Below are 12,034 nucleotides of genomic sequence, written 5' to 3'. Positions count from 1 at the left end.
GTGTCCCATCAGATTTTCAGTTAGACATTGGTCTAGTAGATGATTTTCTAGAAATTCCGAGTCACGAAACTGAAGTGCCACAACCTAAAGTTGCATCAATGCAGCCTGATACCAACGCTAAAAGTCAAAAAACTACAGTGCATCGAGGTGAACTGGAAGCCTTCATTTATGGCATGGGGATCGACCCCAATATGGTACCAAGCCAAAATCGAGAGCAGTGGTTTGAACAATTAGGTCAGTCGTTTTCTCTCATGCTTATTGGGCTAATGGAGACTCTTCACAATCGGGCTGTATTTAAACAAACCAATCGCGTTAACCATACTGCATTTAGAAAGTCTGAAAATAATCCACTAAAGTTTTCAGCAAATTTGGAAGATGCAATTCACAATTTGTATAACCGTAAAACGTCAAGTTTTTTAAAGCCTAATGCCGCAATAAAAGAAGCATTTAACGATATTGAAAATCATGAGCAGGCTTTAATGCAAGGAGTAGCGGGTACGGTATCGAGTGTCATGTCTCTCGTTGAACCTAATACTATTTATTCAGATGCATTGGCTAAAGACAATGTAATTAACAAGGTTATTCCAGCAAGAAAATATGCTCAGAGTTGGAAGCGCTTTGAAGGTATTCATAGCCAATTAACAGATGAACTTGTCAATAAAGAGTCTCCATTTTATTTAGAAGATTTTGCTAAGCACTACGAATTAGCGCTCAAGAATAAAGGTTAAGGTGGGATTGTGAAACAAATTTATAAATCATTTTTGCTGTTTATATTTTTAGTATTAATGGGATGCTCCGCCGCTAATTTAGTGGTCGACCCATATGCGGATTTAGAAATAACGGCAAATCATAATATCAACCCTGACTCGAATGGAAGACCATCACCAGTTGTTGTATATGTATTTGAACTTACATCAAATACACTGTTTGAGAGCCAAGATTTTTTCTCTATTTATGAGGAGCATGAAAAAGTACTCGGTCCAGACTTGGTGAATAAATATGAAATATCTTTGACACCAGGCCAAAAAGAAATCTACCAAGCTAGTATGTCTCCTAAAACAGAATATTTGGGTATCGTAGCCGCGTTTCGCGATATTGAGAATTCAAATTGGCGACAAGTCATTAAAGTAGATAAGACGGGTTACAACACTTATCAAATCTCGTTAGAAGATCTGTCTTTGGTCGTACAATAACGTTTAGTTGGCTAATTATAAATGATGCAATACTCCAAGACGGCTTGGTGCGAGGGGATGTTTCTGCGTCCCCAGCATTTTCAACAGCACGAACGCGCAATATCTAATGAATATAAAGGCTTACACAGTTTAGGTGGCTCATATAACTGGGGCGTTTGGAATTGCCGTGTAAAAGAACATGCCTTAAAAACAGGCTTGATTGAACTTGATAATCTTCAAGCAATTCTTCCTGATATGACGCTGATAGACTTTTCAGCAACAACAAGTTTTCTGTCTCCTTTAAAGGTAAAAAAAGGGACGGAAAATACCTTAGTGAAGGTGATCGTTCCACTCTCAAAAGTCAGCAGTAAAATGATCGCGGATCCAAGTGAAACAACGGTTTCTCGGTATTTACTTCAAGATCTAGACGTTATTGATAACCTGACGGGCCAAGATGAAGAAACGATTCAAGTGGCCTCATTAAATATCGAGCTGAAATCAAGCAATGAGCAGTTAACAGGTTATATAGAGCTACCAATCCTTAAGATTAAAGAAGTTTCTACGGAAGGAGAGGTCATTCTTGATGACTCTTACGTACCGCCACTTCTAAACTTGTTAAATGACAAGGTGATGACGGGGTATCTACGTAATGCAATGGCAATGACCAAGATACGCGCAGATGTTATCGCTCAACGACTTGTTAAAGGAAAAGCGGCTTCAGCATCTGCGGTAGATTTCATAATGCTGCAAATGTTGAATCGATATGAAGCCATATTGAAGCATTTTAGTGAGCTGGAGAAAGTACACCCCTTAGAGCTTGCGACAACCTTTAAAGGCTACATAGGCGAGTTGGCAACGTTTTCTCACACCACCAAGCGCTTACCTAATCTCAAAGCTTACGATCACCTTGAAGTTGCAAGTGTGTTTGCTGAACTTAATCAAGTCCTTAGTCAGTACTTGAGTGTCGTTCTTGATCAGACTGCAAGTAAGTTGCCACTAGAAGTACGTCAGTACGGTATCCAAGTGACACCACTTCCAGATAAGCGACTATTGGAATCATGTCAGTTTGTATTGGCGATTAAAGCGGACACAACAACGGATGAGATTAGACGCTTAGTCCCTGCGCAATTGAAGCTTGGTCCGGCAGAACAGATTAGAGATCTAATCAACAACCAGATTAATGGAATTAACGTAGCTCCTTTAAGTGTCGTGCCACGACAGATTCCATATCAAACGGGGTATGTTTATTTTGAGGTCGTTAAGAAGGGGCCATTCTGGATGCGACTTAAAGACAGCGGTGGTATTGCACTGCATTTATCTGGTCATTTCCCAAATCCGGACATAGAGCTTTGGAGCATTAATCAATAAAAGTGGTAAGTATGGAACAGACGATAGTAAAACCTACTCCTGGCGGAAGAACGGCTGTATCTAAAGCTCAGCCTCAAAGATCAGCAGACAGTACTGTTGTGATATCCAAAAGCCCTGAGTTGGTTAACAACGATTCAGTTGTTGCTTATGGAGATAATCCACTATTGGCAGAAGCTAATGGTCTACTTTCGATTATTGGACAAATCAGAGCAACAGCTACTCATTCCGATCCTTTATTTCTTAAAGAAACGCTCGCGCAAAAACTTAGGGATTATGAGAATCGTCTGCGTCAACATGATGTTGACTTGGAAACCATTGATACCGCACGTTATTGTCTGTGCTGTTCTTTAGACGAAGCAGTATTGAATACCAATTGGGGGAGTCAATCGTTTTGGACACATGATTCTCTGTTGAGCTCTTTTTACGCGAGCAGCCAAGGTGGAGAGGCTTTTTTTAAGCATCTAGATAGCTGTTTGGCTCATCCGGAATCCCACTTAGATTTACTAGAGCTAATGTACGTATGCTTATCTTTGGGTTTTATAGGCCAGTATCGTTTAGAAAAAAATGGGCTTGAAGCTCACCGTAGATTGAGAAAACAAGTTGTATCAGTGCTTAAGTCACATGGTCGCGGAGTACAGCAAGAGCTTAGTAACAAAGTAGAACAACATATATTGGCAGGTGCTCAGGTTTCGGAACGTGCACCTCTGTGGGTGATTTGTTCGGTAACTTCCGCACTGCTTGTTTGTATTTTTATGTACTTCAGTTACGAGTTGAATAAAGCTTCCAACCAAACTTTTGCTCAATTGGTAAACCTGATTCAACCAACCCCAGCAGTTAGTAATCCTATGGTTGAGTCAAAGTCAGCCCCTATTGCCGAAAGAATATCTATGTATTTAGCAACGGAGATTGGCAAGGATCTTGTCACTGTGGAAGCGTTGCAAGATAGAGTTCGTATTTCTCTTAAAGCTCAAGACCTATTTGAATCTGGTAGTGCGAGCGTTGTGGCTTACATACAGCCAGTTATTTCTAAAGTTGCACGTACCTTAGAAGCGACACAAGGGAAGATCATAATTACCGGGCATACCGATGACCGTCCGATATTTACCAGCAAGTACCCATCCAATTGGCACTTGTCTTTAGCTCGCGCAACTTCTCTTTCCGAACAGTTAATCGCCAACAGTGCACTTAAAGGCAGAGTAATTCCTGAAGGGTTGGGTGATGCGAGACCTTTGGTAGAAAATGACAGTGAAGAGAATCGAGCAATGAATCGTCGAATTGAAATCGATCTTATTGTGGGCAACTAACGGTTGGGCAAGGAAATGAGTATTAAAGAAATAGGCAGAGTATTTACCCAAAGATGGTTTCTTGGTTTAGTCGGTGTAGCCGCGTGCTCCATTTTTATTTGGGTTGTGGGTCCTCTGATCACGGTTGCAGGTTACGAGCCGCTTAAAAGTGATTTTCAACGTTTAGTTACGATCTTAGTGATTGTTTTTGCTTGGGCGCTTATCAACTTAACAAAGCAGCACAAACAGAAAGTTAGAGAAGACGAAAGTATTCAGACGTTGCTTGAAGTAGACAGTCAGTCAGACAAAGAAGCCGCCAGTGAAATTGACGTAATGCGCGATCGTATAGAGCAAGCGATCAAAGTTGTGACGAAAACGCATAAAGGAAAGCGTAGTTTGTACGATTTACCTTGGTACGTTCTGATTGGTCCTCCTGGAACAGGTAAAACCACGGTTCTAAAGCAATCTGGCTTGGAATTTCCGTTAGCTGAGAGCTTAGGGGCTGACTCTATAGCTGGTGTAGGTGGAACACGTCACTGTGATTGGTGGTTTGCTAATAAAGCAGTACTTATTGATACAGCAGGACGTTACACCACGCAAGATAGTCAAGAAAAGGTTGACTCTAAAGCTTGGCACGGTTTCTTAGGGTTGCTTAAGAAATACCGCACTCAAAGGCCTATCAATGGCGCTATCGTAACAATCAGCCTAGCAAGTATGATGTCTCAAACTCGTACAGAGCGTAGCTTACATGCCAGATCAATAAAATCTCGCCTTCAGGAACTCAAAAATCAGTTGGGTATGCAATTCCCAATCTATGTTCTGCTGACGAAAATGGATCTGGTTGCTGGCTTTAATGAATTTTTTGCTGATTTAAGTAAAGAAGAGCGTGAGGAACTTTTTGGATTTATGTTCCCACGAGAAGTTGATGACGAACGTGGTGTCATTTCTCTCTTTAATAAAGAGTTTCACGGCATGTTGGAGCGGCTCGATGCGCGCATGTTACGTATATTAGAAACTGAAGATGACTTAGAAAAGCGCACGCTAATATTCGAATTTCCAAAACAGCTGCGAGTTTTACAAGCAAACTTAGATGAGTTTTTGTCTGAGATATTTGCGCAGAACACGTTTGAAGAGCCAGCCCTTATTCGCGGTGTTTTCTTGCTTAGCTCTGTACAAGAAGGTATTCCTGTTGATCGACTGATGAGTGAATCAACTAATGGATTGGGACTAGGGAGGTTGCCTTTAGCGACAAACGTTAACAGTTCGCATAGCTATTTTGTTAAAAATCTTTTTGAGCGAGTCATCTTTAAAGAGCAATTACTAGGTACCGTTAACCGCCACTATCAAAAGCAATCTGGATGGATGCGTACGGGCATATACGTGGGTTGTGTTGGTGTTCTTGTTGGTGCTTCTGCTCTTTGGTTCCTGAGTTATCAATGGAATTCAAAGTTAATTGTCGATACCAATAGCCAAGTAAATCATATTGAAGCGATGATAGGTGCAGAGAGCCTTGATTTTGAATCGGACGTTATCAGTGCTGTAGACACGTTAGACAAGATCATGATGTTGCCACTAGGGAAAAATAGTAAATATGGTCATTCTGATGCAGTGAAAAAGTTTGGTCTGTATCAAGGTGACAAAGTTTCTCAAGCAGCAAATAACGCGTATTCAGATGCTCTTTCTCAACACTTTGCTACTCTGCTGTCAGAGAGTTTGGTCTCGGAAATGGAAGCGAATAAGCAGCATCGTGAATACTTATACGAGACGTTAAAGACGTATTTAATGTTGTTTAATCCGGAAAAGTATCAACAAGAAGAGGTAATTGCTTGGTTCAACTTCTACTTTGAACGCCAGTATCCAGGAGAGTTAAACAAAGAGCTACGTGAGCGTTTGCTAGTGCATACTAAAAACTTACTAGAGAACGACGAGAAAGGCTTCTCAATGGATGCGACTGCTATTAGTGCAGCACGAGAAGTTCTAACGCAAATGTCACTTCCAGAGCGTGCATATCAGCGTATGAAGATGCAGTTTGCTAAAAGCCACGTTCCGTCTTTCCGTTTAACAGACGTGTTAGGACCTAAAGGTTTAGAACAATTTGAGCGAGCAAGTGGAAAACCTCTATCGCAAGGTATTTCCGGTTTTTATACCTACAACGGTTTTCACAGCATTTTCCAAATTCAGATTAATCGCACCGTCAAAGGATTGATGGAAGAAAACTGGGTGTATGGGGATGATCTTAAAGCTCATGAAATTGATCATGATAGTGCTATTCAGGGGGTTCAAGCCCGCTATTATCAAGATTATGTCAATGAGTGGAAAACTCTGATAGAGGATATTCAGCTTAAACAAGCTCCAAGTTTGGCTTTAGCAACAGAGCAATCAAGAGTTCTATCCGGTGTAGAAAGACCAATTGAATCACTTCTGCGTGCAATACAAAAGGAAGTGGGGTTATCGAAAGTAACGTTATCGGAAAATCAAAAGGCAGCAACGGAAGTCGCAGCAAAGGTTGCAAAAGTGAAGTTTTCTAATACGGCAGACAAACTCGATATGTATTTGCCTGAAGAGAATGGATTTAATGTTGCTCTACCAGGTAAAGAAGTTGAATCCCATTTCACCGAAATCTTACGACTTAGTGAACAAGACTTTGATGATATTCAGCAAGCGATGGTGAATTTGCGTTCGTACTTATCTGATTTGTCTAGCTCTGGCAACAATCAAAAAATTGCTTACAAAAGCATATTGGATGGAACGGTGACTCAGGATGTTGCTGCCTCCTTTGCTAGAGCAAAAGATCTCTTACCAAAACCGTTTAATCAATGGTTGGGAGAGTTGTCACAGGAATCGGTTAAGTTTGCAGAAAGCGGCTCTAAAGATCATCTAAATCAGCTTTGGGTGACTAATGTAGTGCGTCCTTATCAGCGGACTATAGCAGGTAGATACCCATTTGAACCTAATGCAACGAAGGAAGTTCGTCTAAAGGACTTTCAACGATTCTTCGGGTACGGTGGTACGTTGGACTCGTTCTTCCAAGAATATCTGGAGCCGTTTGTTGATACGTCTAAGAGTCGTTGGAGACTAGAAAAAGAAATCGGTGTAAGGCCCGAGACGCTTGCAGTTTTTCAAAGGGCAAAACGCATTAGACAATCGTTCTTTGAATCAGATAACTCGCTACGAGTCGAGTTTGGTATGAAACCCGTATATCTAGATCAACACATTACTCGATTTGTGCTAGAGCTAGGTGATCAAGACTTGGTTTATAAGCACGGTCCTGCGAGATCGAAGGAACTTCGCTGGCCATCGGGTCAAGATCAGACGCGTATTGTGTTTACACCGCCCGAATCAAAACGAGAAATTGCTCATACCTATGAAGGGGAATGGGGCATTTTCAAACTATTGGACCAATCACTCAAGGCTCGACCAGAGTCCCGCAACGACAACATTGTCATGATCGATTTGAAGGGGAACAAGGTTCAGCTTGAGTTGATTCCATCTAGTGCAATCAACCCATTTTGGTCTAATGAGATGGAGAGGTTCAGATGTCCGCAAACCTTGTAACGCCTGAGTGGGGCTACATCGGAAAAATGCCGGCTAAAGGTGACTTTGTTAAGGACGGTATTTCTCCTGAATTTGCAAACCGTTGGCACGACTGGCAGCAAGCTGTTATTGCAGTGAGTAAAGAGCAACTGGGTGACACTTGGAACGATTATTTTTTAACTGCACCAGTTTGGCACTTTGCACTGGATGTGAGTTACATGGACGATGCTACGTATATCGGCAGCATGATTCCAAGTGTAGATGCATGCGGTCGCTACTTCTTTTTTACTGTTGTTCGAGCGGTAAAAGGCAAAGCAGCACAGTATTGGGCACAAAGTGGCTGGACTGAAGATAGCCAGACTCTAGCGCTGTCAGTGTTAGACGATGAATTTGTATTTGATGTATGGCACCGAAGCATGCAGGAAAAGTGTGAGCTTGTTTCTGAAGTATCGATATGCAATGAAGAAATGGCGCTTTTGTACCAAAGCCCGATCTCAACAGTGTTTAGCTTTTCAACTGAAGCAAAGCAAAACACGTTGTTAAATCATCTAATTGAGAGTCAACAGAGAAAACCATGCTTCTGGTGGACAGAAGGCTCTACTCATATTGAATCATGTATGTTTGTTAGCACAGGACTGCCATCTATTGGCCAATTCTCTGCAATGTTAGATGGTCGTTGGCAAAAGTGGAGTTGGTAGGAAGCAAAGAATGAATTGGAATTATTTTACTTTTGCCAAAACTCATGCAGGTAAAGTTCGTCCTTATAATGAGGATGCGTTACTGGATATGACTGAACAGCATATTTGGGTTGTTGCGGACGGCATGGGCGGCCATAGCGCTGGCGATATCGCGAGTCAAATGCTGGTCGACAGAATTGCACGCCATATGCAAGATGTGCCAAACACCAATATAGATGATATTCGCGCTGCAGTGCAGCAAGCGAATTTTGAGATCTATCAATATGCTCAAATGAACTTAGATGGAAAGACAATGGGCACAACATTGGTGCTGTTGTTTATTCAGGATGGTTATTACCACTGCCTATGGGTTGGTGATAGCCGCATTTATCAATTGAGAAACGGTACTTTTGTACAAAAAACTCGTGACCATAGCCAAGTGATGGAGTTAGTTGAACAAGGCTTGTTGGCATTTGAAGACGCAGAGTCCCATCCATTAGCCAATGTAATTACCCGAGCTGTTGGGGTTGATGAGATGGTGACGATAGACCAAGTATCGGGACAGCTTGTGGATGGTGACCAGTTCTTGTTGTGCAGTGATGGACTTTCCAAGGAACTAAGCTGTGATGAAATGCATAAAACTCTATGTGCAGATTCAGTTAACCAAGCTGGTTTGGCATTAATGCACTCTGCTCTGGTGCGTGGCGCTAGTGATAACGTGACGTGTGCGCTCATTAAAGTGCGTCAAGAACCTAGTGAGTTTGACTCCGCTAGGCGAGATGATGCGACTATTCCTGTGTTTTTGAGGGGGAGAGTATGAGTAACACGATGTTTGATTGGTATGAGCAAGTCCTTGCACCAATTTCGGAAGACAATCCTACTGGCATTGATCCAAGAGAGGATGTCTCTCCTCAGTCTGCTTATTATCGACTTAAAGATCAGCGAATGGTGGCAAGAAACGCAGAGCGAAACGCCATCATCGAAGAAGAGAGTATTCATACACATAACAACTTATGGCGCGTTTTTGTTGAAGAAGTACCAGAAGTTCTCGCTACACAATCAAAAGATTTTGAGTTTGTTGCCTGGCTAATAGAAGCATTAACTCGGCTTTATGGTTTTAGAGGCATGGGCGTAGGCTACAAAATTGCTAGCGCGTTTGTTGAGTCATATTGGGATGAGCTGCACCCAATGCCTGATGAAGACGGCATAGAAACGCGGATTTCTGCCATCACCGGACTTAATGGTATTGATAGTGAGGGAACGCTGATCTTTCCTCTTGCCTCAATTCCATTGACGGATATGGGTGTAGAGCAAGCTTATGCATATTGGGAATACCAACAAGCTATTGAACTCGAGCGCTTGGACGAAGACAAGCGAAGAGCACGAGTAGATCAAGGCGCAATTGAATTGTCGCGTATCACTGACACTGTGAAATCAACTTCTGATGAGTTTTACCAGTCTCTGATTGCAGATCTCGAGTTCGCTACAGGTGCTTTTAATGAGTTCAGTCAGCGACTTGATGACGCTGTAGGGGATGTAACGCCTAGCTCATATATTTCAAAAAGAATTGAATCAATACACGCGGCACTTAAGCACTTGTTGGGTAATCGTTTTAAGGATAAGGCTGAGGTCTCCATTTCTGACGAAAATGGTGATGAAGAGTTAGAAGAAGCAAGTCAACAAGCAGTTACTCACAACTCATCTGCGTTATTAGTTACAAACATGCAATCTCGAGAACAAGCTATTCAACAGTTGCAACATGTGGCGGACTTTTTTAGAGAAAGCGAGCCTCACTCACCAGTTTCTTACTCCATCGAACAAATTATTCGTTGGTGTGGAATGCCTCTGCCTGAATTACTGGCGGAACTAATCTCCGACGGAGACGCAAAACGAAGCTACTTCCGTTTGGTTGGCATAGCAGAACAAAATGAAAATTAATAAAGGGAGAATGGTATGACGAGTATCCACTCGAAACTTTCACGAGTACGGAAGCCTCGTGTTCACATTACCTACGATGTTGAAACCGAAGGAACAACTTTGAAAAAAGAGCTTCCTTTTGTGGTGGGTGTTATGGGCGACTTTGCAGGCCAAAATACCGAAGCATTGAAACCATTAAAGGATCGCCGTTTCATTCAAATCGATCGTGATAACTTCGATGATGTACTTAAAAAGATGAGTCCATCGGTTAAGTTCAAAGTCGCAAACAAGTTAGCAAATGACGATTCTGAATTTGCGGTTGAACTGAGCTTTAAATCGATGCAAGACTTTGAACCAGCAGCGATTGTCAATCAAGTAGAACCATTGCGTCAGCTGATGGAAACTCGTAACAAACTGCGAGACTTGATGACTAAAGTCGACCGTTCGGAAGAACTTGAAAACATCCTAGAAGAAGTTCTCAACAATACAGACAATTTGGCAAAACTAGCTGGTGAGCTAGATCTTGGCAAAAAAGCGCCATCAGAAAGTACTGAGGGAGCAGAATAATGACGACTCAAGTTGAAAAACAACTCGATCCTACGGTGGGTGAACAAACCACTTCATTTCTTGAACAGGCTATTGGTGCGACGAAACAAACAGAAGCATCGAGAGCAGAAGAGCTGATCAAGACACTGACTGAAGAAGCGATGAAGGGGACGGTTTCTTGGAATAAAAACCTAACCGTAACTTTCCGTGAAGCGATTAATTTGCTTGATAGACAGATTTCAGAGCAGCTTTCTGAAGTTATGCACCATCCTGAGCTACAAAAGTTAGAAGGCTCATGGCGTGGGCTGAATTACTTAGTCATGAATTCTGAGACAAGTTCTACGCTGAAAATTCGCATGATCAGCATCACGAAGAAAGAGCTTCATAAAGACTTAAGTAAAGCGGTTGAATTCGATCAAAGTCAAATCTTTAAAAAAGTGTACGAATCTGAATTTGGTAGCGCTGGTGGTGAACCATATGGTGCTTTAATTGGTGACTACGAGTTTACAAACCATCCAGAAGATATTGAGTCTTTGCGTTTAATGTCGAATGTTGCTGCTTCGGGTTTCTCACCATTCTTGTCTGCTGCTTCTCCTGCGCTATTTGGTTTTGATGAGTGGACAGAACTATCTAAACCGCGCGATTTAGATAAAGTCTTTGAGTCGTTGGAATATGCGCAATGGCGCTCTTTCCGTGAAAGTGCAGATTCTCGTTTTGTAAGCTTAACGATGCCTAAAGTATTAGCTCGCTTGCCATACGGCCAAGCTACCTCTCCTGTAGAAGCGTTTGGCTTTGAAGAGTTTGATGTGGATCCTGTGTCGGGTATCGCCGTTAATGCTGATCACAATGATTATTGTTGGATGAACTCATCGTACGTGCTTGGCGTCAAACTGACGGATGCATTTTCTAAGTATGGTTTCTGTACTGCTATTCGTGGCGCAGAGGGTGGTGGGCGAGTTGATAACCTACCAACACACTTCTTCATGAGTGATGATGGTGACCCAGATATGAAGTGCCCAACGGAAATTGGCATTACAGACCGCCGTGAAGCGGAATTGGGTAAACTGGGTTTCTTACCGTTGTGTCACTACAAAAATACAAACTATGCCGTGTTCTTTGGTGCTCAAACTTGTCAAAAACCAGCAAATCATGAATCTCCAGAAGTGGCAGCAAACGCGGCAATTTCAGCAAGACTTCCTTACATGATGGCAACCTCTCGTTTTGCACATTATTTGAAAGTAATGGCTCGAGACAAGATCGGTAGCTTTATGGAAGCAGAAGACGTTGAATCTTGGTTGAACCGTTGGATTCTTGGCTATGTGAACGCTTCTGAAGGTGGCGGTCAAGAAATTCGTGCGAAATACCCTCTTGCCGACGCTCGCGTACAAGTTAAGGAGATTCCAGGTTCTCCTGGTTCTTACAACGCGGTTGCTTGGCTCAAACCATGGCTTCAAATGGAAGAGCTAACCACGTCTTTAAGACTCGTTGCTAAAATTCCTCAGTCGGGTGGCTAAATAGAGTTAATGGCTGGTCACTT

The 12,034-nt window shown here is 42.3% G+C and carries 10 protein-coding genes; all 10 read left to right on the top strand.

Going from position 1 to position 12,034, the window contains the following annotated elements; all coding sequences use genetic code 11:
- A partial coding sequence (tagH, locus tag DYB02_RS25470) for a type VI secretion system-associated FHA domain protein TagH (protein WP_115224163.1) occupies window positions 1–728 on the top strand: 728 nt, incomplete at its 5' end.
- Between the two features lie 9 nt (window positions 729–737).
- On the top strand, window positions 738–1,193 hold the full coding sequence (tssJ, locus tag DYB02_RS25465; RefSeq protein WP_005463795.1) for a type VI secretion system lipoprotein TssJ: 456 nt from the start codon (window positions 738–740) through the stop codon (window positions 1,191–1,193).
- Between the two features lie 21 nt (window positions 1,194–1,214).
- A complete protein-coding gene (gene tssK, locus DYB02_RS25460) occupies window positions 1,215–2,540 on the top strand; it encodes a type VI secretion system baseplate subunit TssK (protein WP_017447471.1) in 1,326 nt (441 codons plus the stop codon).
- Window positions 2,541–2,551: 11 nt separating this feature from the next.
- Window positions 2,552–3,844, top strand: coding sequence for a type VI secretion system protein TssL, long form (gene tssL / locus DYB02_RS25455; protein WP_029804143.1), 1,293 nt, complete (start codon window positions 2,552–2,554; stop codon window positions 3,842–3,844).
- A gap of 15 nt (window positions 3,845–3,859) precedes the next feature.
- Window positions 3,860–7,378 (top strand): type VI secretion system membrane subunit TssM, encoded by a 3,519-nt coding sequence (gene tssM / locus DYB02_RS25450; RefSeq protein ID WP_029804142.1) that lies wholly within the window; start codon window positions 3,860–3,862, stop codon window positions 7,376–7,378.
- On the top strand, window positions 7,360–8,055 hold the full coding sequence (tagF, locus tag DYB02_RS25445) for a type VI secretion system-associated protein TagF (protein WP_025817543.1): 696 nt from the start codon (window positions 7,360–7,362) through the stop codon (window positions 8,053–8,055). Before tssM ends, tagF begins: the two co-directional genes overlap by 19 nt.
- 10 nt (window positions 8,056–8,065) lie before the next feature.
- Window positions 8,066–8,854 (top strand): PP2C family protein-serine/threonine phosphatase, encoded by a 789-nt coding sequence (locus DYB02_RS25440; RefSeq protein WP_029804139.1) that lies wholly within the window; start codon window positions 8,066–8,068, stop codon window positions 8,852–8,854.
- On the top strand, window positions 8,851–9,972 hold the full coding sequence (tssA, locus tag DYB02_RS25435) for a type VI secretion system protein TssA (protein ID WP_005480330.1): 1,122 nt from the start codon (window positions 8,851–8,853) through the stop codon (window positions 9,970–9,972). Before DYB02_RS25440 ends, tssA begins: the two co-directional genes overlap by 4 nt.
- Before the next feature lie 15 nt (window positions 9,973–9,987).
- Entirely contained in the window at window positions 9,988–10,518 is a 531-nt protein-coding gene (gene tssB / locus DYB02_RS25430) for a type VI secretion system contractile sheath small subunit (protein WP_005463809.1), read from the top strand.
- Window positions 10,518–12,011, top strand: a complete 1,494-nt coding sequence (gene tssC / locus DYB02_RS25425) for a type VI secretion system contractile sheath large subunit (protein ID WP_005463811.1) — start codon at window positions 10,518–10,520, stop codon at window positions 12,009–12,011. Before tssB ends, tssC begins: the two co-directional genes overlap by 1 nt.
- The last annotated feature ends 23 nt before the right edge of the window (window positions 12,012–12,034 follow it).

Origin of the sequence: Vibrio parahaemolyticus (assembly GCF_900460535.1) — a bacterium.
In the GTDB taxonomy this organism is placed as follows: Bacteria; Pseudomonadota; Gammaproteobacteria; order Enterobacterales; family Vibrionaceae; genus Vibrio; species Vibrio parahaemolyticus.
Note: the sequence above shows the minus strand (reverse complement) of the source record. Positions and strands in the feature narration are given on the sequence as shown.

Coding starts and splice junctions, on each gene's coding strand:
- tssK (WP_017447471.1), top strand. CDS start 1,215: ATGATGCAATACTCCAAGACGGCTTGGTGCGAGGGGATGTTTCTGCGT.
- tssL (WP_029804143.1), top strand. CDS start 2,552: ATGGAACAGACGATAGTAAAACCTACTCCTGGCGGAAGAACGGCTGTA.
- tssM (WP_029804142.1), top strand. CDS start 3,860: ATGAGTATTAAAGAAATAGGCAGAGTATTTACCCAAAGATGGTTTCTT.
- tagF (WP_025817543.1), top strand. CDS start 7,360: ATGTCCGCAAACCTTGTAACGCCTGAGTGGGGCTACATCGGAAAAATG.
- DYB02_RS25440 (WP_029804139.1), top strand. CDS start 8,066: ATGAATTGGAATTATTTTACTTTTGCCAAAACTCATGCAGGTAAAGTT.
- tssA (WP_005480330.1), top strand. CDS start 8,851: ATGAGTAACACGATGTTTGATTGGTATGAGCAAGTCCTTGCACCAATT.
- tssB (WP_005463809.1), top strand. CDS start 9,988: ATGACGAGTATCCACTCGAAACTTTCACGAGTACGGAAGCCTCGTGTT.
- tssC (WP_005463811.1), top strand. CDS start 10,518: ATGACGACTCAAGTTGAAAAACAACTCGATCCTACGGTGGGTGAACAA.